This is a genomic window from Cryobacterium zongtaii (assembly GCF_002909375.1).
GTDB classification, from domain to species: domain Bacteria; phylum Actinomycetota; class Actinomycetes; order Actinomycetales; family Microbacteriaceae; genus Cryobacterium; species Cryobacterium zongtaii.
The window spans coordinates 184925-208175 of sequence record NZ_PPXD01000026.1; the positions used below are offsets into that span (position 1 = coordinate 184925).

Genomic DNA, 23251 nt, shown 5'->3' on the forward strand with positions numbered 1-23251 from the left:
ATCTAGGCCTTAGAAGGTGCTGCCCATCGCGTGCAGTCGCTCGATGCGCTCGGTCAGTGGCGGGTGGGTGGCGAAGAGCTTGTCCATCACGCCGGGTTTGAGCGGGTCGGCGATCCACAGGTGCGCCATCGAGGTGTTCTGCTTGCGCATCGGGCGGCCGTACTCGCCCAGCTTGGCCAGGGCGCTGGCCAGGGCATCCGGCTGACGGGTGGTCAGGGCGCCGGTGGCATCCGCCAGGTACTCGCGCTGCCGCGACACGGCCAGTTGCACGACCGAGGCAATCAGCGGGGCCACGATCATGGCGACCAGGCCGAACACCAGCACGATCGGGTTGCCGTTGTTGTTGTTACCGCGGCCGAAGAACGCCATTCGCAGGAAGATGTCGGAGATGAAACCGACGGCCACGACCAGGCCGAACACGATCATCGAGACGCGGATGTCGTAGTTGCGCACGTGCCCGATCTCGTGGGCCATGACGCCCTCCAGTTCGGCGTCGTCCATGATGTCGAGCAGACCGGTGGTGGCGGCCACGATGGCGTGTTTGGGGTCCCGGCCGGTGGCGAAGGCGTTGGGCGCCGGGTCGTTGATGATGTACACCTCGGGCATCGGCGTGCCCGTGGTGATCGACAGGTTCTCCACGATGCGCCAGAGCCGGGGGTGATCGGTGACGCTGTTCACCCGGATGCCCCCGCTCATGGCGATCGACTGCCGACCGGCCGCGAAGTACTGGATCAGCGCGTAACCGCCGGCGATCACCAGGGTGAGGATGAGCACGCCGGGACCCTGTACGCCGTAGGCAAGACCGGCAAGCCAGCCGAGCCCGGAGATGATCACCACGAACAGCACAATGATGAAGACGGTGTTGCGCTTGTTACGCGCGATCGCGCTGTACATGGGTCCTCTTCGGGGCTGCGGTTACAGGTGTGGCGGCTAGAACTGCACGCGAGGCGGTTCGGCGATGGCCGCGGAGTCGCTGACCTCGAAGAACTCGCGCTGGCTGAAGCCGAGGTTTTTCGCGAACAGGTGGTTCGGGAAGACCTGGATCTTGGTGTTCAGCTCGCGCACGCCACCGTTGTAGAACCGGCGGGAGGCCTGGATCTTGTCTTCGGTGTCGACCAGCTCGCCCTGCAACTGCAGGTAGTTCTGGCTGGCCTGCAGCTGCGGGTACGCCTCGGCGACCGCGAAGATGCTCTTCAGGGCCGTCTGCATGTGGTTCTCGGCCGCGGCGGCGTCCACCGGGCCCTGCGCGGAGAGAGTCTCGGCGCGCGCCTTGGTCACGTTCTCGAAAACCGACTTCTCGTGAGCCGCGTAGCCCTTGACGGTTTCGATCAGATTGGGGATGAGGTCGGCACGGCGCTTGAGCTGCACAGTGATGTCGCTCCACGCTTCATCCACCCGCACCTTGAGGGTGATGAGCGAGTTGTAGGTCGCCCACAGGTAGATACCCGCGATCGCAACGAGTGCGACGACGATGAGGACCGGGATGAGCCATTCCATGGCAGCGTCTCCTTGCGATTTGACCTGGGCGATACGTGTTCGAGCCCCATCATAACGAAGCCCGCTGGGGCTCCCATGTGCTTCCCATCACACTCCAAGGAATCATCCCGCCCGGGTCCGCGAAGTGTGAGAAAAGCACCCATCCGGGCCGGTTTTCGGGGCTTGTCTCACACCTCGCGAACCTATCTTGCGCTGAGGACTTCCTGGAGCCAGCGGTAGGAGAGTTTGGGGGTGCGCTTCCGGGCGGGGTCGGTGAAGTCCACGTGGACCAGGCCGAAGCGTTGGGTGTAGCCGGCCGCCCATTCGAAGCCGTCCAGCAGCGACCAGATCAGGTAGCCGCGAAGGTCAACCCCCTCGGCCGGTCCGCCGGGCGCGACGGCGTCCACGGCCGCCACGAGGTGCTCGGCCAGGTAGTCGATGCGGGCCAGGTCGGTCACCGCGCCACGGACATCCGCTGTGTCGGGATAGCTCGCGCCACCCGCGGTGAGGTAGACCGGCGGCAGGGCCTCGCCGTAGCGGTCCTGCAATTCGGCCAGCAGCACCGGCAGGTACTCGGGTGCGTTCGGCCAGCCGAACCCGGTGACCGGATGCTCGCGGAACTCGGTCAGGTGGAACGGCAACCGGCTGCTCATCGGGCGTTCCTCAGCGGGACGGTCCTCGGGCGCGCGTACCGGTTTGGCCGCTCCGGCCGCCACCCGGCTGGGCTGGAAGTACTCCACGCCGTAGAAGTCCAGCGGCTGGTGGATCGTGCGCAGGTCGTCGGGTTCGATCTCGTGCAGGTAGCGCAGCTCGTTCTCGAACACCCCGACGGGGTCTGGGTAGCGGCCGAGCAGCACCGGATCGGCGAAGAGCCGGTTGCGCAGCAGGTCGTAGAGGGCCGCGGCGTCGCGGTCGGCCTCCCGGTCGGTGGCGCTCTGCACCGGCGAGTGCACATTGGCGAGGCCGATCCCGCCGCGCACGTCGGCGGCGCGCAGCCCCTGCACGGCGAGGCCGTGACCGAGCAGCTGGTGGTGGCCGGCCGGTAACGCGTCGAACAAGAGGGCCTGGCCCGGGGCGTGCACGCCGATCATGTAGCCGTTGAACATCACCGTCGCCGGGTCGGCGATGGTGACCCACCGGTCGATGCGGTCGCCGAAGACCGCACCCATCTCGTGGGCGTAATCGCCGAATCTCATCGCGGTGTCACGGTTCAGCCAGCCGCCACGGAGCGCAGCGGGGGTGTCCCAGTGCGACAGGGTTGCCATCGGGCTGATGCCGTTGCCGAGCAGCTGATCGAGCAGCCTGTCGTAGAACGCCAGACCCGACCGGTTCAGCGTCCCACGACCGTCGGGTTGCAGGCGCGGCCAGGCGAAGGAGAACCGATAGCTGTCTGCGCCCAACTCCCGCAGCAGGGTGACGTCCTCGGTCAGCTTGCCGATGTGGTCGGCGGCGACCGACGCGTTCTGGCCGTCCAGGATGCGGCCGGGCTCGCGGGTGAAGGCATCCCAATGGGATTCGCCGCGGCCGCCGTCACGCGCGCCGCCTTCGATCTGGAAGGCCGAGGTGGCCGTGCCTATCTGAAAACCGGTGGGGAGCCGATCGCCCAGTTCGGCGGCCCGGTGCTGCCAGGCGCGGGACGCCGGGGTGTTGCTGCTCATGGCCCAAGAACTCTTTCCAGGTAACGGTTGGTGAATCGACGCTCCGGGTCGAGCCGGTCCCGCACGGCGAGGAAGTCGTCGAAGCGCGGGTAGACCTGGCGGAGCGTGTCCGCGTCCAGGTTGTGCATCTTCCCCCAGTGTGGGCGACCGTCGTGCGCGCGCATAATCGCCTCGACGTCGGCGAAGTACTTCTGCGGGTTCTCGCGGAAGTACCTGTGCACGGCGATGTAGCCGGTGTCTCGTCCGTAGCCGGTGGAGAGCCAGATATCGTCGGCCGCGCTCGAGCGCACTTCGAGGGGGAAGGAGATGCGCCAGCCGCGCTTCTGGATGAGGGCGCGCACCTCGCGGAGCGCGTCCGGCACCGCCTGGCGCGGCAGCGCGTACTCCATCTCGTGGAATCGCACGGTGCGGTTCGTGACGTAAACCCGATGCGAGTGGTCGGTGACGTCGCGGCGGCCGGTGAGCCGTTCCACGAGGCGGTTGACCCTGGGCACCAGCGGCGGCAGGACCACTCCCGCCGCGCAGGTGGCGCGGAACACCGCGTTGCCGAGCAGTTCGTCGTCGACCCAGCGGTTCAGCCGGCCCAGCGGGTCCCGGCCGGTGCGCGGCGGCAGCCGGGTGTTGGTCTTGGTGAGGGCGGTCTCGGTGTGCGGGAACCAGTAGAACTCGAAGTGGTCGGCCGAGGTGCTGCGCTCGAGGTAGCCGTCCAGAACGGCCTCGAACGGCTCCGGTGCGTCGACGGCGTGCAGGAGAAAGGCCGGCACGCACTGGATGGTGAGGTCCACGAGGATGCCCAGGGCGCCGAGCCCCAGTCGCACCGCGGGTAGCAGCTCGGGATTCTCGGTCTCGGTGACGCGCAGCACCGAACCGTCGCCGGTGACCAGCGTCACGGCGACGATCTGGGCGGCGAGGCCGGCGAAGGCGCCGCCGGTGCCGTGCGTGCCGGTCGAGGTGGCTCCGGCGATGGTCTGCCTGTCGATGTCGCCCATATTCTCCAGGGCGAGCCCGTAGGGGGCCAGCAGCGCGGGCAGTTGGTGCAGGCGGGTGCCGGCGGCGATGGTCACCCTGGCCGTGGCCTCGTCGACGTCGATCAACCCGCCCCAGGCCAGGTCCAGTTGCACGCCGGGCGAGACCGCGATGCCCGAGAAACTGTGTCCGGAACCGACGGCCTTGATCCTGACGCCCGATTTCACGGCGGCGAGCACGGCGCGCTGCGTGGCGGCCGCGCTGGTCGGCCGCTCCACCCTGACCGGCACGACGGACTCGCTGCGCGCCCAGTTCTGCCAGCGGGCGCCGCTGGCCGTCACAGGAAGGCCTTGCCTTCGCCTCGGTAGGTCGGCAGCATGTCGACCACGATACCGTCCTCGACCAGCGCGAATTCGTTGAGATGTTCGCTGAGTTCGCCGGACTTGGTGTGCCGCAGCCAGACACGCTCGCCGACCCGCAGGGCGGCGGCGGCAGAACCGGTGACCGGTGACTGCACCTCCCCCGCCATCTCGCGCGGCACCAGGCTCAGACCCTCCGGCCAGACCAGGCGCGGTGAGCGATCCGCCCCCGGCGGACCGGAGGCGATCCAGCCGCCGCCGAGCAAGGCCGCCGTCTGCGCGGTGGGCTTCCGCACAACCGACAGGGCGAAGGCGGCGGCCGGTGCCGGCCGGAAGCCCGAGTAGCTGTCGAACAGGTGGCCGCCGAAAAAGCCGCTCCCGGCCGCGATGTCGGTCACCGAAGTGTCGGCGTGGGTGCTCTCCAGCGAGCCGGTGCCGCCGCCGTTGACGAATTCCAGGTCGGCGACCTGCCGCACCGCGGCGACCGCCGCGGCGCGCCGGGCCGTGATGTCGACGATCGACCTGTTGCGCACCCACCGGTTCAGCCCGCCCTGCACGGGGTGGCCAGGGGGCCTGTCGCCGAGACCGGCGATCTGCGCCTCATACGCCATCAGCCCGACCAGCTCGAAGCCGGGCCTGGAGACGATGGCCAGGGCCAGGGCCCTGGCGTCCTCCGGCGTGTGCACGGGCGAGCGCCACACCCCCAGGTGGCCGAGCACCGGCGCGTTCCAGGACGCGTCCAGTTCGAGGCAGACCCGGATGCGTTCACGCTGCGACGGCGCGAGCACGGCGTCGACGATGTCGAGGTGGTCGATCGAGTCCACCATCAGGGTCACTCGGGCGGCCAGGTCGGCCGAGCGGGCCAGCGTGTGAAGCGCCGCCCTGTCGACGCTGGGGTAGCCGACCACGATGTCGTCGTGGGTCTGGGCGAGCCAGAGGGCCTCGGCCAGGGTGAAGGCGAGAATGCCGCGGTAGCCGGGCAGGGCGAGCACGGCGTCGAGCACGCCGCGTACCCGCAGCGACTTGCTGGCCACCCGGATCGGGGTGCCCTGGGCGCGGCCGAGCATGTCGTGGGTGTTGTGCCGCAGGGCCCCGAGGTGCAGCGCCCCCACGGGGGTGTCCAGGCCCCGGGTGGCCTCGGTCAGGTCCGGCCAGTACTGCTGCGGGTCGAGCCAGGGCGTGGCAGCCGGACCGGTCGGCCGCGGTGAGAGGTCGAGGCTCATGCGGGCCGGCCCAGCGCGGCGACGGAGTCCGCGGCGAAATCGAGCAGGGTGGCGGTGGCGGTGTCATTCCGATCCACCAGCCAGGCGATGGTGAGGCCGTCGGTGAGGGAGACGAGAAGGCGGGCCACCTCGCCGACGGGATGCAGCCAGACCGAGCCGCTCCGCCGGGCCGCGGTGTCCAGCGCCTCGGCCGCGAGGGCGTGGTAGCGCTCGTACTGGGCCACGGCGAGGTGGCGCAACTCCGGGGACCTGAGGGCGTACTGGGTGAGTTCGAGCATGGCCTTCTCTCTCAGGGGGTCGCGGCTCATGTGATCGGCGTAGCGTTGCAGTCCGTCGCGCAGGATCTGCCGCAGCGACTGGATGTCGTCCTGACCCTGCGATTCCGTGCTGGACGGCTCAGGTAGCACGGCGGTGGCTTCCTCAGCCACGACGTACCTGATGAGTTCGACCATCAGCTCGTCGCGGCTCTGGAAGGCGTAGTGGAAGCTTGCCAGCGACATACCGGCCTCGGCGACGATGGCTCGAGTGGTGGCCTGGGCCACGCCCCGGTCGGCGACGACCCGTAACGCGGCACGCACCAGGGCGCTGCGCCGGTCCGCGGCGGGGATGCGTGTCACCTGATCACCTTGTCCTGCGTCGTTAACGTCGAATAGTGGGGCAGTTGACCCAGTGCACATTATGGCGCAGGATCTCCTCGGTCGGGCGCGCCACATTGACATTCCTGGCCATGGCCCATGGAATGGTCTGAGGGAGTCCATTGCAGAGGTCACGCCGTTTCAGCGCGCACGGGTCGAACACACGAACCGGTCGGGGTCTTCGGCGACCCACACGCACGCGGGCGGCCTCGTTCGGGATCCTGCTCGCGGCTCTGGTCGGCACCGTGCTGATCGGCCCGCTCGCCGGTGCGGTCCCACCGGCCATGGCCGTCACGATCGAGACGGCGCCTGCCACCGCGACCGAACCGGCACCCGCCGAAACCACGACTCCCGACGCCTCGCTGGCGCCGTCGGAGTCAGACTCGCCGTCAGAGCCACCAGCGGAGACGCCGTCCGAGTCGCCGGCTCCGCCCGCCCCCGCCGCGCCCACCATCGACAGCCCCGGCGCCAACGCCTTCGTGGCCGGGAGCGTCACCGTCTCCGGTACCCGTGACCCCACACACGACATTCAGCTGCTCTCCCCCACCGGCGGCGCTCCGCTGTGCACCGTCGCCACCGACGGGTCGTCCACCTGGCAGTGCCCCGGAGTGGTCCTGCCCAGCGGACCCGCCGTCGACCTGCGGGCGGAGGTGCCCGGGGACTCCGCCCTCGCGGCGGTCCACACCGTACGGGTGCTGCAGGCCCCGACGGTCACGGGCGGCTCGACCGGCCATTCCTCCTCGAGCGGGATGGTGCGCGGCACCGGCTATCCCGGCGCCACCGTCACCGCCACTCTCGCCGCGGGAGCGAGCTGCTCGTTCACCGTCGACACCTCCGGGGTGTGGGCCTGCCTGCTGGAGGGCGCGGTGTCGAGCGGGGCGCAGCAGATCACTGCCTCACAGCAGACCTCGTTCAGCGCCCCGGAGTCGTCGCCGGCAAGCGATCCGATCAGCCTGACCTTCGACGTCGACGCCCCGGCCGCGCCCGTCGTGACGAGTCCCGCCGCCGACGCCACGCTGACCTCCGCCGCCGGGCCGTTCACCGGGCGGGGCGAGAACGGGGCCACCGTCACGGTCTTCGCCGGCGCCTACTCGGTCTGCAGCGCCGTCGTGTCCGGTGGCACCTGGTCGTGCACAGGGTCCGGCATAGCGAACGGCTCGTACGACCTGCGCGCAGTGCAGCAAGATGCCGCCGGCAATGTGAGCCCCGGCAGCTCGGCGATCCGGGTGACCTTCGGTGCCGCGACCGCGGCGCCCGCACCGGCCCCGACACCGACCGCCGCCCCGCCCGTCGTGCCTGCCCCGACGGCGACCGCACTGGCGACCCCCACGGCCACACCGGGCAGCGGTTCGCCCAGCCCGCTACCCGCCGCCCCCGACGACGGCGACGCCGCCGCACCGCCCGAGCTGACCGTGCCAGGAGGCGGCTGGAACGACCCCACCCAGTTCAGCACCGCGGTGATCCCGCCCTGGACCGTGGCGCAATTCCCTTGGCTGCAGGCGGCGATGCTCACGCTGGGAGCCCTGCTGCTGCTCGTGATTCCGGCCCGGCTGCTGGCCGGCACCATCACCCGGGCGCGAGACGGCCGGCCGCTCTTTCGCGGCCACCAGCTCGCCGGCCGCAACCGCGCCGGTGAGGAATTCGAGGTCGCCCCGACCCTGCAGGTCAACCGCTGGGTGGCCTACGGCGGCACCGTCGTCGCCGCCGCCGTGTTCGTCCTGTTGTCTGGCCCGGTGTCCGCCACGCCGGCCTATCTCCGGCTGCTGCTGGCCGTGGTTCTCGCCCTCGTGGTGGTGAACGCCGTAGCCGCCCTGGTGCCGCGGTGGTGGGGGTCCAGGGCGCTGCACATCGAGGTGACCACGACGATCCTGCCGCGGTACCTCGCGGTCGTCGCCGTCACCGCGCTCGCCTCCAGGCTGTTCGAGCTACAGCCCGCCCTGCTCTTCGGCCTGCTGGGCAGCGTCGTCGTTGGCGCGGGGCCCGGCCTGGCCCAACGGGGCCAGCTGGCCGCCATCCGGGCCGGCAGTTTGTTCGCCCTGGGACTGGCCTCGCTGCTGGTCGTCGGCACCCTACCGGCGGCCGACGGTTTCCTCAGCACCCTGGCCGCTGAGGTCGCGAACACCGTCGTGCTGGCCTCGATCGGCTCGGCCGTGCTCGTGCTCATTCCGATCGGGAATACGAGTGGACGCAGCATCCTGGCCTGGTCGCCGCCGATCTGGGCCGCCCTGACGGTGCCGGCCTTCCTCACTCTGTTCACGCTGCTCTCGCCCATGCTTCCGCGTTGGACGGGCACCGGCGCCGCGATGCTGCTCTGGGTGGTGGCGACGGGCTTCGCCGTGGTCAGCGTGGCCGCCTGGGCGTGGCAGCGCTTCGTACTGCCAGGCCGACGCTGAGACGCGCCGCGCCGGGTGATTCCTGGTGCCCCCGCTGGGATTCGAACCCAGACTGTGACGATTTTAAGTCGCCTGCCTCTGCCGGTTGGGCTACGGGGGCACGCCCGGTCTAGCCGGGCAGCACGAGCGGATGCCGCACCGGGGTGCGGCATCCACCGGTGACTTTACGGTGCTGCGATGGTCTCCGTGCCTGATTCGGCAGCGGCGACCTCGACGACGGGCTTCTTCACCGGGGCCTTGCGCGGTGCTCGCGGGGCCTTCACCGCGGCCGGGGCGACGACCGCGGGTGCGGCTGCCGGCGGCTTCGGACGGGACGCGAACTCCTGGAACACGGCGCGAGGCGTCTGCACGGCCTCGAGCGACACGATGTCGCGGCCCAGGAAGAAGTTCAGGACCCAACCTCCGACGACGCGGATCTTGCGCTCCCAGCTCGGCATGGCCAGGCCGTGGTAGCCGCGGTGGGCGATCCAGGCCGGGAAACCCTTGAGGGCGAATTTGCCGGACTGGAATGCGCCGACGCCGACGCCGAGGCCGGCCACGGCTCCGAGGTTCTTGTGGTTGTAGTCCGCGGGGCCCTCACCGCGGAGGACCGCGACGATGTTCTTGGCCATGAGCTTGCCCTGGCGCACGGCGTGCTGGGCGTTCGGCACGCAGAAGCCGCCGACGCCGCCGCCGGAGAGGTCGGGAACCGCGGTGATGTCACCGGCGGCCCAGGCGTCGACGACGATCTCGTCCTCGGTGCCGACACGCAGGTCGGCGCGCACGCGCAACCGGCCGCGCTCTTCGACCGGGAGGTCGGTGTTGCGCACGATGCCGGGGTTCGCCATGACGCCGGCGGTCCAGACGATCAGGTCGGTCTCGAAGGACTCCCCGGTGGAGAGCTCGATCTTGCCGTCGACGGCAGAGGTGAGCTGGGTGTTCAGGTGCACCTCTGCACCACGCTCGGCGAGGTTCTTGATGACCCACAGCGCGGTGGTTTCGCTCACCTCCGGCATGATGCGACCCATTGCCTCGATGAGGTGGAAGTGCGTGTCCTCGAAGGCGATCTGCGGGTACTTGGTGAGCAGCGAGCTGGCGAAGGAGCGCAGCTCGGCGAACACCTCGATGCCGGCAAAGCCGCCACCGATGACCACGAAGGTCAGCAAGCGGTCGCGCTCGGGGCCGGCGGGCAGCTGGGCTGCCTTGTCGAAGTTGGTGAGGACGGTGTCGCGGATCGCGACGGCTTCCTCGATGGTCTTCAGGCCGATGGCCTGGTCCGCGACCCCGGGAATCGGGAAGGTGCGCGACACGGCGCCGGCGGTGACCACGATGATGTCGTAGTCGAAGACCCACGGTTCGCCGACCGGCGGCGTGATCGTGGCCTTCTTTTCCGCGTGGTTCACGTTGGTGACCTTGGCGGTGAGCACATTGGTCTTCTTGAGGTGGCGACGGTGGGCCACGACCGAGTGACGCGGATCGATGGATCCGGCGGCCACCTCGGGGAGGAACGGCTGGTAGGTCATGTACGGCAGCGGATCGACCATGGTGACCTCGGCCTCGCCGGGACGCAACCACTTCTCAAGCTTCCAGGCGGTATAAAAACCCGCGTAGCCGCCACCGACGATGAGAATTTTGGGCACGATTAGAAGGCCTCCTACAGGGATTGGATACGCGAAAGTTTAGAGATGAGAACGAATTCGCTTGAAATGCCGCGTGGCCCCAATGCCGAACAGCGTTACTAGGATAGCAAAACCCACCAGGACGGCGAGCGGCACGCTGACATAGGTGAGGGTGAGTGGGCTGGGCAGCCAGCCGGCGGCGCTGTTCTGCTCCGGCAGGGGCGGGTCGGCATCCGGGACAACGGGCACCGGAGTTCCCGGTGTGGCGGGCGTCATCGGCGCGGCGTCGGCGCGGCGGTGCAGGGTGATCCACTCCTGCAGGAGCTCGGCGGGCGTGGCGGAGGTGGACTTCGGCACGTACGCGGAGACCGCGGCGGCGGCGTCGATCAGGCCGTTGCCGTAGATCGGGCTCGGTACCGTGTGCCCGTTCGGGTTCGCGGTCTCGATGATCCGGTTCATCACCTCGGTGGCATCCAGCTTCGGGTAGGCCGAGCGCACCAGGGCCACCAGCCCGGAGACTATCGGCGCGGCCGCGCTGGTGCCGTTCCACTCCATGTAGCCGCCGCCGGGCGCGACACCGACGAGCTTCTCGCTGGGCGCGGCAACGGCGATGGTGATGCCCTGCGAGGAGGCGTCGAAGCTGGCCTCCTTGGACTGGTCGACACCGGCGACGGTGAGTACGCCGGGAATGGTGGCGGGGGCGCCGACCTCGGTCGTTCCGCTGCCCCTGTTGCCGGCCGCAGCGACAACCACGACGTCGTTTTCGAACGCGTACATGAACGCGTCATCCCAACTGGTCGGCCAGTCGAGAGTGTTGCGGGTGAGTGACATGTTGATCACGTCGGCGCCGTTGTCGACGGCCCACCGGATGCCCGCGGCGATCTGGTCGTCATTGCTGAGCACGGCGTCACTGGTGCCGAACGCCACCGAGACGGCGAGGATGGACGCCTCTGGCGCCACGCCGATCAGGCCGCCGCCGGTTGGCGTGCCACGGCCGGCGAGGAGGGATGCCACCAGTGTGCCGTGTTCGTTCTCGGCGCCGACCGGGGTCTGGCCGTTCGACGAGCCGACGCCGGAGACGTCGGTGCCTCCGACGACGGCGCCGTTGAGCTCGGTGATGCTGCCGTCGACACCGGTGTCGATGACGGCGACGGTGACGCCGGCTCCCTTGGTGGTGGTCCAGGCTTGGCTGAAGCCGTAGTCATTCAGCCAGTATTCGAGGTCGCGTACCTGGTCGGCGCGGGCGACGGAGGTGTCGCCGACGACGCCCACGACCGCGACGGCTGCCGCGAGGGTGATCGCGACGCCGGTGAGGATGCGGCGCGCGGCGCCGGTCACGCGTCGGCCGGCGGGACCGCCGGCGGAGCGTAGTCCAGGCACTCGCACACCTGGGGCGACCAGGCGGCCCGCAGCAGGGCCAGGTCGCCGATCGGGTTGACGCCGGGACCGGCCGCCAGGGCGTGCGCGGCCAGGGCGTGCAGGCACTTGACCCGCACCGGCATCCCGCCGGAGGAGACGCCGGCGAGCTCGGGGACCACGCCGATCATCTCGCGATCGGCCAGGAAGCTTTCGTGCGCGGCCCGGTAGTGGGCGCGCAGGTCCTCGTCGTCGGCGAGCATCTGGTTGTACTCGTTCATCACCTGGGTGGCTTCCAGGAACGACAGCGCGGCCGTGGCGGCAGGGTGCGATAGGTAGTACAGGGTGGGGAACGGGGTGCCGTCCTCCAGCCGCGGCGCCGTGGCCACGACGGTGGGCGCGCCGCAGGCGCAGCGGGCGGCGATGCCGATCACGTTGCGGGCGGGGCGACCGAGCTGCGCGGAGACCGTGGCAATGTCGGCCTCGGAGGCGGGGTCGAAGGGCGGTCGGGTCATTGTGCTGCCTCCTGGGGGGCCAGTGCGGATGTCATCACCGATCGGAAGACGGAGTCGACCCAGTCGACTTCGGTGTCCTGGATGGCGGTACTGATGGGTGCGGTGTCGGCGGCGTCGTCGACGCTGGCTCCGCTGTCGTTGATCACGAGAAAACTGATGTCACCGGGCAGCACGTAGGAGAGCCGGTCCCGCGCCTGGGTGGTCACGAAGGTGCGGTCGTTCCACCGTTCCCGCTCCGCCTTGAGGTCGTCGACCGAATCCTGTTGCGCTGCGACGGTGTCGCTCAGCTGGTCGATCTGTTTGCGCTGTTCGGCATAGGTGCGCACACTGGGCGCGAGCACGACGACAGCGAGCACCAGAAGACCCATCATCACGAAGGAGAATCCGCTCAGCCGCAGGCCACGGAGCCAGCTGCGCACCGCTGTCTCGTCTGTGGCGAGTTTGACCGCCCTCTGCTCCGTCCTGCGGGGCTCGGTCCGGCGGGGCTCGGTTCCGCGAGGCTCGGTTCCGCGGGACTCGGTACTGTGCGGCTTCGCCCGGCGCGGTTTGGGCAGGCGCGGTGGGGTCATGCCAGAACCGGTGAAGGTCACGGTGACTCCCGTCGGGTGCTCGGTGGGTGATGCTCGCCGGGGCACACAGAAATGCCCCGGTTCTAGAGTGCCAGATCTTTCGGCCCGCACCGTTCGCCACGGCCCGCGAACCCGGATCCTGTGCAAACCCGCAGCCTGGCGGTGGCGCACGCCCCAAAAAAAAGGCTCCCCGCCCCGGACGATGTCCGATGAGCGGGGAGCCCTGGTGGTTCAGAGGGGATTAGCCCTTGAAACGCGGGAACGCGGAACGGCCGGCGTAGACCGCGGCCTCGCCGAGTTCTTCTTCGATGCGCAGGAGCTGGTTGTACTTGGCAACGCGCTCGCTGCGGGCCGGGGCGCCGGTCTTGATCTGGCCGGCATCCGTGGCGACCGCGAGGTCGGCGATGAAGGTGTCTTCGGTCTCACCGGAGCGGTGCGAGATGACGGTCGTGTAGCCGGCGCGCTGGGCGAGGGCGACGGCGTCCATCGTCTCGGTCAGGGTGCCGATCTGGTTGACCTTGATGAGGATGGAGTTCGCTGCCTTGATCTCGAGGCCCTTGGCCAGGCGGATCGGGTTGGTGACGAACAGGTCGTCTCCGACGATCTGAACCTTGTCGCCGAGCTGAGCGGTGAGGTGGACGTAGCCTTCCCAGTCCTCTTCCTCGAGCGGGTCTTCGATGGAGACGAGCGGGTACGCCTCGAGGAGTTCGGCGTAGTAAGCGACGATCTCGGTGGAGGTCAGTTCCTTGCCCTCGAAGTGGTAGACGCCGTCCTTGAAGAACTCGGTGGCTGCGCAGTCGAGCGCCAGGCCGATGTCGGTCCCGGGCGTGTAGCCGGCCAGCGTGATGGCTTCGACGATGAGGTCGAGCGCCGCACGGTTGCTGGGCAGGTTGGGGGCGAAGCCACCCTCGTCGCCGAGGCCGGTCGCGAGGCCCTTGCTCTTCAGCAGGCCCTTGAGGGCGTGGTAGACCTCAACGCCCCAGCGCAGGCCCTCGCTGAAGGTGGGGGCGCCGAGCGGGACAACCATGAATTCCTGGATGTCGACGTCGTTGTCGGCGTGCGAGCCACCGTTGATGATGTTCATCATGGGAACGGGCAGGGTGTGCGCGTTCGGGCCGCCGAGGTAGCGGAAGAGGGGCAGGTCGGCCGAGCTGGCGGCGGCCTTGGCGACGGCCAGGCTCACGCCGAGGATGGCGTTGGCGCCGACGCGCTCCTTGTTGACGGTGCCATCGGTCTCGTTGAGGACCATGTCGATGATGCGCTGGTCGGCGGCGTCGAGGTCCTCGACGGCCGGGCCGAGCTCGTCGGTGACGGAGCCGACGGCCTTGAGCACGCCCTTGCCCAGGTAACGCTTCTTGTCACCGTCGTGCAGCTCGTAGGCCTCGAAGGCGCCGGTCGAGGCGCCTGAGGGTACGGCGGCACGGCTCAGCGTGCCGTCCTCGAGCAGAACCTCGACCTCGACGGTCGGGTTGCCCCGAGAGTCGAGGATTTCGCGTGCAACAACTGCGTCAATAAGAGCCACAACTATCTCCTGTGTCTGTCTGTGTATCGATTTTTGGATTCTAAGTCCGTGTGGATTTTGAGGAAGACGCCGCTGTGTTCCAGTCCGTAGAACAGTCTAGTGACCGGTTCGCCGGCCCGCTCAGGACTGAAGTCCCGTTCACCGCCGGAACATCAACCGTTCAGCGGGTGCTCGGTTCAGCCGGCCAGCGGCTTGAAGACCAGGTCGTCGGGCTCGACGGAGTCATCGGTCACGAACGCGAACCGGCCGTAACCCGCGGCACCGGCCCGTTCGAGTAGAGCCTTGAGGTTCTTGGTGCGCTTGTCCAGCCGCACCCGGAGGCCCTCTGCCACGAGGGCGGTCTTGAGCGCGACGAGGGCGGCCGGGTCGGCATCCTTCTCGTGAACGAGCAGGACGGCGGACTCGGTGTCGTCGTCGGAGCCGGCGAGCAGGTCGACGATGCGTTCGAACCCGATCGAGAAGCCGCAGGCGGGCACATCGGTGCCGAGGAACCGGCCGATCATGCCGTCGTAACGGCCGCCGCCGCCCAGCGAGTAGCCCAGGTCGGGGTGCTTGATCTCGAAGATGGTTCCGGTGTAGTAGCCCATCCCGCGCACCAGGGTGGGGTCGAACTCGAGCGCAACTCCGGGCAGCGCGGCCCGCAGCGCGGAAAGGTCGGCGTACGCGGCGGCGTCCAGCCAGGCCGGCGCATCCTGCGGGTCGGGCCAGCCGGCGTCGCTGAACCCGGCGAGGGTGTCGGCCAGGCCGGTGGTGTCGATTCCGAGGCCGCCGAGCTCGGTGACGACGCCGTCCACACCGATCTTGTCGAGCTTGTCGAGGGTGATCAGGGCGCGTTCGGTGAGGTTGCCGGCCACGCCCCAGGTGCTGAGCATGGCGGTGAGGATGCGGCGATCGTTGATGCGGATCGAGCAGCCGGTCAGGCCCAGGTTGTCCAGGGCTGCGACGGTGGCGGTGATCAGTTCGATCTCGGCAAGCGGGCCGGCCTCGCCGATGATGTCGATGTCGCACTGCACGAACTGGCGGTAGCGGCCCTTCTGCGGGCGTTCGGCGCGCCAGACCGGGGCGATCTGGATGGAGCGGAACACCGTGGGAAGCTCGGCGCGGTGGCTGGCGTAGAACCGGGCCAGCGGCACCGTGAGGTCGAAGCGCAGGCCCAGGTCGGCCAGGGAGAGCAGGTCGTCGGCCTCGGCGGCCGTCACAAGGTCGGCCGGGCCGATTCCGCGCTTGAGGACTGCGAAGCCGAGCTTCTCGTTGTCGCCGCCGAGGCCGGAGTGAAGCCTGATGGTGTCCTCCATCACGGGCGTTTCGATCTCGTCGAAACCGTGCGCGGCGAAGCTGGAGCGGATGATGCCCAGAGCCCGTTCGCGGGTGGCCTTGTCGGCCGGGAGGAAGTCGCGCATGCCGCGGGGAGGGGTCACTGCTGTTGCCATGCCCCAATTCTGTCAGGTCGCCCGGCCCGACCCCGCCGCGGCGCTAGATCGCGCCGCCGGCGGCTCCGGGCGCGCCGGCGTCGCCGCCGGCGTCACCGACCTGCTCGCGGGCGATGAAGTTCTCGATGTCGAACAGGTTGTCCTTGGCGCGCTTGGCGATGGTCAACAGGGTCGACATGGAGGCGACCTCCTCGACCTGCTCCTTGAGGAACCAGAGCATGGCCTGCTCGCCGAGGGCGTCGCCGTCGGTGCGGGCGGCCTTGAAGAGCGCCTCGATCTGAGCGGTGACCTGCTGTTCCTGCGCGAGGGCCAGCGCGATCGGTTCGACGATGTCAGCGAAACCGTTGATCACGGCGGGGATCCCGGGGATCACGACCTCCAGGCCCCGGTCGAGCCGGTACTGCACGAGCATCATCGCGTGGTTGCGCTCTTCTACGGACTGCCGGTAGAAGTGCGCGGCCAGCTGGGGCAGGTCCTGGCTGTCGAACCAGGTGGCGATGGCGATGTACTGCTGGGACGCGGCGAACTCGTTGCCGATTTGCTGGGTGAGAAGCGCGTTGAAGGTCGTTTCGGTCATGCTGCGACGTTAGCGGGCCGCACCGCCTGGCGCTATGCGGTGGGGAACGCGATAACGCCGGCGTCGGCCGGGTCGCCGTCGGCCAAGCCGAAGGACCCGTCGCCTATCTCCTGCTCCGCCGCGCGGATCTCGTCCTGCAGGTCGCGGAGCGCGGTGCGCAGCGCCCGCTCGGAGTCCAGCCCCTGGGCCTTGGCCGCGGACACGATGGCAAGCAGGATCGGGCCCAGCTCGGCCTCGCTGTCGATGGGCAGCAGGGCGGGCGCATCCGTCTCGAGCAGGCCGATCTTCTGGGCCCGGCCGAGCACCTTGTCGGCCAGCGCCAGCGCCGGCATGCCCTGCGGTATGCCGTCGAGCACGCTGGTGCGGTGCGGCTTCTCGGCGGCCTTCACGTCGTCCCAGCCGGCGATGACCTCGTCGGTGGTCTTCTGAGCGCCGCTCTCGGCGAAGACGTGCGGGTGCCGGCCGACCATCTTGCGAGTCATCCGGGCGGCCACCTCCTGGATGTCGAAGTCCTCCCCCGGTGTCTCGGCGGCGATGCTCGCGTGGAAGACCACCTGGTAGAGCACGTCACCGAGCTCTTCCAGCAGGTCGTCGCGGCTGCCGCTCTCGATCGCCTCGATCAGCTCGTGAGTCTCCTCGGTGAGGTACTGCACGAGCGACGCGTGGGTCTGCTCGGCGTCCCACGGGCAACCGCCCGGCGCACGCAGGCGGGCGACCGTGGCGACGAGCTCGTCGAAAGCGGATGGCGTGGGCTGGGCGTATTCGGTCACACTCCATCGTAGGCGGCGGGACTAAACTGAACGCTGGTGTGCCGGGAAGTCTGGTCGGCGGGCGAAGTGTTTCGCTCACGACGTACGACCGACCCGCTTTGACCGTGGGTGGACAGGATCTCCATGACTTTCATCCGTTCCGAACGCTACGCCGCCGGGTTCCTGCTTCTCGCCGGTGTGCTCGGCCTGATCATGGCCAACCTCGCCTTCGGTCCGGCGCTGATCGACGCGGCCAACGAACATCTTCACACCGGCCTGTTCGGGCTGGACCTGTCGGCCAAGCACTGGATCAGCGACGGACTGCTGTCGATCTTCTTCTTCCTCATCGCCATCGAGCTCAAACGCGAACTGGTGATCGGCGACCTGAACAGCTTCGGCAAGGCGGCGCTGCCCGCCCTCGCCGCGCTCGGTGGGGTCGCGGTTCCCGCCGGCATCTACCTGCTGCTCACCCAGGGCTCGGGGCTGGCCGCGGGCTGGCCGGTGCCCACGGCCACTGACATCGCGTTCGCGCTGGGGGTGCTGGCGGTGTTCGGCCGCGGGATCCCGACCCGGGTGCGGGTGTTCCTGCTGGCCCTGGCGGTGCTCGACGACCTCGTGGCGATCCTGATCATTGCGTTTTTCTTCACCCAGGACCCCGAGCTGCAGTACATCGGCTTCGCGGCGATCACGGCCACCCTCTTCGGGGTCACCAGCCGGCTGCTCAAGCCGCGTTCGCCGTGGGTGCTGGGCCGGAAGCCGGTCTGGCCGATCATCGTCCTGCTGATCGTCCTCGGCGTGGCCACCTGGTACTTCACCTATCTCTCCGGCGTGCACGCCACCATCGCCGGCGTGATCCTCGGCCTGGTGATGGCCCGGGTGCCCGGTGGCCGCACCCACCACGTGCTCGAGCCGTACTCCAACGCGGTGATCCTGCCGCTGTTCGCGTTCTCGGCGGCCCTCGTGGCCATCCCGCAGGTGAGCCTGGCCGAGCTCAGCCCGGCGTTTTGGGGCATTCTGGTGGCCTTGCCGGTGGGCAAGCTGATCGGCATCACCCTGGCCGGGAGCCTGGGTAGCCTGATCTCCCGGCGCCCCAACGGGTCCAGGTCCGGGCTCAAGTTCATCGACATCGTGATGGTCGCGTGCCTGGGCGGCATCGGCTTCACGGTGTCACTGCTGATGGGCGCGCTCGCCTTCGCCGGCAGCGTCGAGGTGGTCGACGAGGCCACCCTCGCCGTGCTGCTGGGCTCGGGCTTCGCGATCCTGGTCTCGGCCGTCGTGGTCAGTGCGCGGGCACGGCAGTATCGACGGGCCGCGGAAACACCGCGTCCAGCAGCGAGCCCGTCCACGCTATAAGGGCGGCGTCGGCCAGCGGCTCGCCGTTCAGGCGCGGCAGCGGCACGATCATCGACCCGGCCGCGGCCGAATACTTGGCACCCGGGTACATCCGCTGCACCCGAACCTGCATGGAGTCGGCCAGGTCGACCGGCGCCACCCGCAGGTTGGAGCCCATCGCGACGACCTCACCGAGGCCGGCCTGTTGCGCGTGCCTGCGCAGCCTGGACACGGCGATGAGGTTGGTGACGGCTTCGGGCGGTTCGCCGTAGCGGTCGGTGAGCTCCTCGAGCACGAGCCCGATCTGGTCGTCGGCGGCCGCGAGCCCGCTGGCGCCGGAGAGCTTCTGATACGCCTCCAGGCGCAGCCGCTCGCTGTCCACGTACTCCTCGGGGATGTGCGCGTCCACGGGCAGCTCCAGCCGCAGCTCCGTCTGGCCCTCGGCCACGTCACCGCGGAAGGTCGACACGGCCTCGCCGATCATGCGCAGGTAGAGGTCGAAGCCGACCCCGGCGATGTGACCGGCCTGCTCGCCGCCGAGCAGGTTGCCCGCACCGCGGATCTCGAGGTCCTTCAGCGCCACCTGCATGCCGGCGCCGAGTTCGTTGTTGGCCGCGATGGTGGCCAGCCTGTCGTGCGCGATCTCGGAGAGCGGCTTGTTCTCGTCGTAGAGGAAGTAGGCGTATGCACGCTCCCGGGCACGGCCGACCCGGCCGCGCAGCTGGTGCAGCTGGCTGAGCCCGTACTTGTCGGCCCTGTCGATGATGATGGTGTTCGCGTTGGCGATGTCCAGGCCGGTCTCGATGATGGTCGTGGAGACCAGGATGTCGAACTTGTTCTCCCAGAAGTCCACCACCACCTGCTCCAGCTGCGCCTCCGGCAGCTGCCCGTGCGCCACGGCGACGCGGGCTTCCGGCACCAGTTCGGCCAGCTGCGCGGCCACCCGGTTGATGCTGGAGACGCGGTTATGCACGAAGAAGATCTGGCCCTCGCGAAGCAGTTCGCGGCGGATGGCGGCGGCCACCTGGCGGTCGGAGTACGGCCCGACGAAGGTGAGGATCGGGTGCCGGTCCTCCGGCGGGGTGGCCAGGGTGGACATCTCCCGGATGCCCGTGACGGCCATCTCCAGGGTGCGCGGGATGGGCGTGGCGCTCATGGCGAGGATGTCGACGTTGGTCTTGAGCTTCTTGAGAGCGTCCTTGTGCTCGACACCGAAACGCTGTTCCTCGTCGATGATGACCAGGCCGAGGTCCTTGAAGATCGTGTTCTCCGACAACAGCCGGTGGGTGCCGATGACCATGTCGACGGTGCCGTCGAGCATGCCGGCCACGGTCTCGCGGGATTCCTTGTCGGTCTGGAACCGGCTGAGCGCCCGCAGGTGGATGGGGAACCCGGCGAAGCGCTCCTGGAAGGTCTCCATGTGCTGGCGCACGAGCAGGGTGGTCGGCACGAGCATGGCCACCTGCTTGCCGTCCTGGATGGCCTTGAACGCTGCGCGCACGGCGACCTCGGTCTTGCCGAAGCCCACGTCACCGGACAGCAACCGGTCCATCGGGATGGGCCGCTCCATGTCGGCCTTGACCTCCTCGATGGTGGTGAGCTGGTCGGGCGTCTCCGCGAACGGGAACGCCTCCTCGAGCTCACGCTGCCAGGGGGTGTCAGGGCCGAAGGCGTGACCCTTGCTGGCCATCCGTGCCGAGTAGAGCTTGACGAGTTCGACGGCGATGTCGCGCACCGCCCGCCGGGCCTTTGTCTTGGCGGCCGACCAGTCGCTGCCGCCCATCTTGGACAGCGCGGGTGCCTCGCCGCCGACGTAGCGGGAGACCAGGTCGAGCTGGTCGGTGGGCACGTAGAGCTTGTCGCCGCCGTGACCGCGCTTGGACGGCGCGTACTCGAGCACCAGGTATTCGCGGGTGGTCTTGACCGGGTTGCGGCCGCCGCTGGAGACCTCACGCTGGGTGAGTTCGAGGAACTTGCCGATGCCGTGGGTTTGGTGCACGACGTGGTCGCCGGTCTTGAGCTGCAACGGATCGACGACGTTCTTGCGCCGACTGGCGAGCTTCTTGATCTGGCGGGCGTCGTAACCGACGGTGCGGCCGTAGAACTCGCTCTCGCTGACCAGGGTGAGCTTGGTCTCCGGGATCTCGAACCCGTGAGTGATAGAGGCCTTGATCAGGTAGGCGATGCCCGGTTCCGGGTTCGCCGGGAACTCCTCCACGATGCGGGCGGGCAGTTCGGCGCCGGAGAGGACGTCGGCGGCGCGGTCGACGAGGCCGGCGCCCTGCGCGACCACGGCGACGGTCCAACCGTCCTTGAGGCGCGTGGAGAGGTGCCCGACGGCGCCCTCGACGCTGCCGGCGAAGCTCGGCACGGCGTCGCCCTCGATGCGGATGGTGAGCAGTTCGTCGATCTCGCGGTGTTCGGGCAGCACCGGGATGTCGGTGGGCGCGGCCTGGAAGGAGCTCAACGTCCACCAGACCCGTTCGCTGGCCCCGGCGCCGGGGGCCGAGTACCGCACGGCGTCGCGCAGGGTGCCCAGGGTGAGGAAGTCACCGCTGGCGAGGTCGATGGGGGCCTCGGCGCCGGCGGTGGCGGCGTTCCAGGCGGCGGAGAGGAACTCCCGGTTGGTCTCGGCGAGGCTGATGGCGCGGGAGGCGACCCGTTCCGGCGAGATCACGGCGACCGCGGCCTGGCGGGGCAGGTAGTGCGTGACGGGCACCAGCCTGTCGACGAGGGCGGGCGCGAGGCTCTCCATGCCCTCGACGGGGATGCCCTCGGCCACCTTGGCGAGCAGACCCGCCAGGCTGGGGAACTCGTGTTGCATCTCCCGGGCGCGCTGGCGCACGGCGGGGCTGAGCAGCAGTTCGCGGCTGGGCGGCAGGGTCACCGACTCGATGGGTTCGGGCATCGAGCGCTGGTCGGCGACCGCGAAGGCGCGGATCTGCTCGACCTCGTCACCGAAGAACTCGATGCGGTACGGGTGCGCGGCCATCGGCGGGAACACGTCGAGGATGCCGCCGCGCACGGCGAACTCGCCGCGCCGGGTGACCATGTCCACTCGGGCGTACGCCACGTTGACGAGGTCGACGGCGATGGCGGCGAGGTCGTGGCCGCGGCCGCCGGCGGTGAGCTCGAGCGGGTCGTAGTCGGTGAGGTTGTCGGCCACAGGCTGCAGGGCGGCGCGCACCGAGGCCACCACGATGAGGGGACGCCGGGTGGCGGCGTCCGTGGCCTCCCAGTCGCGCATCCGCCTCAGGGCGTAGAGGCGGCGGCCCACGATCTCGGCGCTGGGGCTGAGCCTCTCGTGCGGCAGGGTCTCCCAGGCGGGGAACTCGACGATCTCGGCGTCGTCGGAGAAGCAGCCCAAGTTCTCCCGCAGCGCCTCGGACTCACGGCCGGTGGCGGTGATGATCAACAGCGCCCGGCCCTTGTCCAACCTGTCGCGCTGCTCGAGCAGCGCGGCCAGCAGCGGGGCGCGGAGGCCCTCGGTAAGCGAGAAGTCGGCGTCACGGGCCGCAAAGGCGAGGGCGGCATCGAACGTGGAGGCACGCGAAAGCGCCGGAATCAAGCCCTGAAGAATCACCGCACAAGTCTACGGGTAGTTTTCTACGCGGGTGGGGCGTGGAACTTCTGCTGGGCGGCGGTGACACCCTCTGCGGCGATCATCTCGATCGCATCCGCAGCGTCCTCGAGCATGATCCCCAGGGTGGTGCGTTCGGTACTGGAGAAGTCGTGCAGCACGAAGTCGGCGGCGTTCTGCCGGCCGGGCGGGCGGCCGATGCCCATCCGGATGCGGGTGAACTCGTTGCTGCCGGTGGCCGCGATGATGTCGCGCACCCCGTTGTGACCGCCGTGGCCGCCGCCCACCTTGATCTTGAGGGTGTCGAAGGGCAGGTCCAGCTCGTCGTGCACGACGATGAGGCGGGAGACGTCCAGGGAGTAGAACCGGAGCAAGGCCGCGACGGGTCCGCCGGAAAGATTCATGAAGCTGTTCGGCTTGGCCAGGATCAGCTTGGGACCGCCGGGGAAACTGCGCCCCTCGGCGACGGCGGAATTCGCCTTGTGGTTCTTGAAATTCGCGCGCATCCGGTCGGCGAGCACGGCCGTGACCATGTGGCCGACGTTGTGGCGGTTACCGGCGTAGCCGGGCCCGGGGTTACCGAGCCCGACTACGAGCCAGAGATTCTCGTCCAGGGGGTTCCTTTACAAAAAGTTTCTGTCCGGCGTTGGAGGGGGAAGACTACTCGGCGGCAGCTTCCTCGGCGGGAGCTTCTTCGCCCTCGACGGTCTCCTCTTCCTCTTCTTCCTCGGCCGGCAGGTGCACGCCGACGACGACCATCTCGGGGTCGGAGATGAGCGACGCGCCGTCGGGCAGGGTGATCTCGCTGGCGTGGATGAGGGTGCCGTCTTCGAGGCCCTCGACGTCGACGCTCACGCTCTGCGGGATGTTGGTGGCTTCGACCTCGAGCAGCAGGGTCTTGGCGTCGAGGTCGGCCGTGGTGCCGGGGGCGGTCTCACCGATGACGTGCACGGCGACCTCAACCTGGACCTTCTCACCCTTGCGGATGACGATGAGGTCGAGGTGCTCGATGATCTGGCGAACCGGGTCCTTCTGCACGTCCTTGACCAGGGTCAGGTGGGTGGTTCCTTCGACGTCGAGCTCGAGCACGGCGTTCGCGCGACGCAGCAGCAGGCCGATCTCGTGAGCCGGCAGGGCCACGTGCACGGGCTCGGTGCCGTGGCCGTAGATGACGGCGGGGATCTTGCCCAGCACGCGCAGCTTGCGGGCCGCGCCCTTGCCGAAGCTGTTGCGTGCGTCTGCGGAAATCTTGTTGTTGCTGTTCTTGGCCTCGGCCATGATGTGTCTCCTTGCGGGCCTCGTGTGCCCGTATT

The 23251-nt window shown here is 69.1% G+C and carries 19 protein-coding genes and 1 tRNA gene; 2 read left to right on the top strand and 18 right to left on the bottom strand.

Annotated features, from left to right (window positions below; all coding sequences use genetic code 11):
- Nucleotides 1-9 precede the first annotated feature (9 nt).
- From C3B61_RS16270 to C3B61_RS16295, 6 genes are all read right to left on the bottom strand, one after another.
- A complete protein-coding gene (locus C3B61_RS16270) occupies nucleotides 10-894 on the bottom strand; it encodes a M48 family metalloprotease (RefSeq protein ID WP_103429758.1) in 885 nt (294 codons plus the stop codon).
- 36 nt (nucleotides 895-930) lie between these two features.
- A complete protein-coding gene (locus C3B61_RS16275) occupies nucleotides 931-1497 on the bottom strand; it encodes a LemA family protein (protein ID WP_103429759.1) in 567 nt (188 codons plus the stop codon).
- Nucleotides 1498-1679: 182 nt separating this feature from the next.
- Nucleotides 1680-3134, bottom strand: coding sequence for a glycoside hydrolase family 1 protein (locus C3B61_RS16280; protein WP_103461575.1), 1455 nt, complete (start codon nucleotides 3132-3134; stop codon nucleotides 1680-1682).
- Complete coding sequence (locus C3B61_RS16285; protein ID WP_103461576.1) at nucleotides 3131-4441, bottom strand: D-arabinono-1,4-lactone oxidase; 1311 nt, start codon at nucleotides 4439-4441, stop codon at nucleotides 3131-3133. The genes C3B61_RS16280 and C3B61_RS16285 overlap by 4 nt, the downstream gene beginning before the upstream one ends.
- On the bottom strand, nucleotides 4438-5682 hold the full coding sequence (locus tag C3B61_RS16290; RefSeq protein ID WP_103461577.1) for an alanine racemase: 1245 nt from the start codon (nucleotides 5680-5682) through the stop codon (nucleotides 4438-4440). Before C3B61_RS16290 ends, C3B61_RS16285 begins: the two co-directional genes overlap by 4 nt.
- Nucleotides 5679-6299: a TetR/AcrR family transcriptional regulator gene (locus C3B61_RS16295; protein WP_165787943.1), complete on the bottom strand. Its 621-nt coding sequence runs from the start codon at nucleotides 6297-6299 to the stop codon at nucleotides 5679-5681. Before C3B61_RS16295 ends, C3B61_RS16290 begins: the two co-directional genes overlap by 4 nt.
- Nucleotides 6300-6562: 263 nt before the next feature.
- Here C3B61_RS16295 and C3B61_RS16300 point away from each other — a divergent pair, with 263 nt between their 5' ends.
- Nucleotides 6563-8710 (top strand): Ig-like domain-containing protein, encoded by a 2148-nt coding sequence (locus C3B61_RS16300; protein ID WP_133160341.1) that lies wholly within the window; start codon nucleotides 6563-6565, stop codon nucleotides 8708-8710.
- Between the two features lie 23 nt (nucleotides 8711-8733).
- On the opposite strand, the gene C3B61_RS16305 is transcribed toward C3B61_RS16300, so the two are convergent.
- From C3B61_RS16305 to C3B61_RS16345, 9 genes are all read right to left on the bottom strand, one after another.
- A tRNA-Leu gene (locus tag C3B61_RS16305) sits at nucleotides 8734-8810 on the bottom strand.
- A gap of 64 nt (nucleotides 8811-8874) precedes the next feature.
- Complete coding sequence (locus C3B61_RS16310; protein ID WP_103461580.1) at nucleotides 8875-10329, bottom strand: NAD(P)/FAD-dependent oxidoreductase; 1455 nt, start codon at nucleotides 10327-10329, stop codon at nucleotides 8875-8877.
- A gap of 39 nt (nucleotides 10330-10368) precedes the next feature.
- On the bottom strand, nucleotides 10369-11694 hold the full coding sequence (locus tag C3B61_RS16315) for a S8 family peptidase (RefSeq protein ID WP_370289869.1): 1326 nt from the start codon (nucleotides 11692-11694) through the stop codon (nucleotides 10369-10371).
- The gene (locus C3B61_RS16320; protein ID WP_103461581.1) at nucleotides 11643-12179 is read right to left on the bottom strand and encodes a DUF501 domain-containing protein; all 537 of its coding nucleotides are present in this window, start codon (nucleotides 12177-12179) and stop codon (nucleotides 11643-11645) included. The genes C3B61_RS16315 and C3B61_RS16320 overlap by 52 nt, the downstream gene beginning before the upstream one ends.
- Nucleotides 12176-12598, bottom strand: coding sequence for a septum formation initiator family protein (locus C3B61_RS16325; RefSeq protein WP_165787944.1), 423 nt, complete (start codon nucleotides 12596-12598; stop codon nucleotides 12176-12178). The genes C3B61_RS16320 and C3B61_RS16325 overlap by 4 nt, the downstream gene beginning before the upstream one ends.
- 391 nt (nucleotides 12599-12989) lie before the next feature.
- The gene (gene eno, locus C3B61_RS16330; protein ID WP_088456721.1) at nucleotides 12990-14270 is read right to left on the bottom strand and encodes a phosphopyruvate hydratase; all 1281 of its coding nucleotides are present in this window, start codon (nucleotides 14268-14270) and stop codon (nucleotides 12990-12992) included.
- A gap of 176 nt (nucleotides 14271-14446) precedes the next feature.
- On the bottom strand, nucleotides 14447-15700 hold the full coding sequence (gene hisS, locus C3B61_RS16335; RefSeq protein WP_103461583.1) for a histidine--tRNA ligase: 1254 nt from the start codon (nucleotides 15698-15700) through the stop codon (nucleotides 14447-14449).
- A gap of 43 nt (nucleotides 15701-15743) precedes the next feature.
- Complete coding sequence (locus C3B61_RS16340) at nucleotides 15744-16277, bottom strand: ferritin (RefSeq protein ID WP_103461584.1); 534 nt, start codon at nucleotides 16275-16277, stop codon at nucleotides 15744-15746.
- Nucleotides 16278-16309: 32 nt separating this feature from the next.
- Nucleotides 16310-17047: a nucleoside triphosphate pyrophosphohydrolase gene (locus tag C3B61_RS16345; RefSeq protein ID WP_103461585.1), complete on the bottom strand. Its 738-nt coding sequence runs from the start codon at nucleotides 17045-17047 to the stop codon at nucleotides 16310-16312.
- A 123-nt stretch (nucleotides 17048-17170) separates the two neighbouring features.
- Here C3B61_RS16345 and C3B61_RS16350 point away from each other — a divergent pair, with 123 nt between their 5' ends.
- The gene (locus C3B61_RS16350; RefSeq protein ID WP_088456725.1) at nucleotides 17171-18379 is read left to right on the top strand and encodes a Na+/H+ antiporter NhaA; all 1209 of its coding nucleotides are present in this window, start codon (nucleotides 17171-17173) and stop codon (nucleotides 18377-18379) included.
- On the opposite strand, the gene mfd is transcribed toward C3B61_RS16350, so the two are convergent.
- From mfd to C3B61_RS16365, 3 genes are read right to left on the bottom strand one after another with little or no spacing between them, the layout of a single operon-like run.
- Nucleotides 18306-21941: a transcription-repair coupling factor gene (gene mfd / locus C3B61_RS16355; protein WP_103461586.1), complete on the bottom strand. Its 3636-nt coding sequence runs from the start codon at nucleotides 21939-21941 to the stop codon at nucleotides 18306-18308. The genes C3B61_RS16350 and mfd overlap by 74 nt on opposite strands.
- Before the next feature lie 23 nt (nucleotides 21942-21964).
- Nucleotides 21965-22552, bottom strand: coding sequence for an aminoacyl-tRNA hydrolase (gene pth, locus C3B61_RS16360; protein WP_103461587.1), 588 nt, complete (start codon nucleotides 22550-22552; stop codon nucleotides 21965-21967).
- Between the two features lie 46 nt (nucleotides 22553-22598).
- On the bottom strand, nucleotides 22599-23216 hold the full coding sequence (locus tag C3B61_RS16365; protein ID WP_103429773.1) for a 50S ribosomal protein L25/general stress protein Ctc: 618 nt from the start codon (nucleotides 23214-23216) through the stop codon (nucleotides 22599-22601).
- Between the last annotated feature and the right edge of the window lie 35 nt (nucleotides 23217-23251).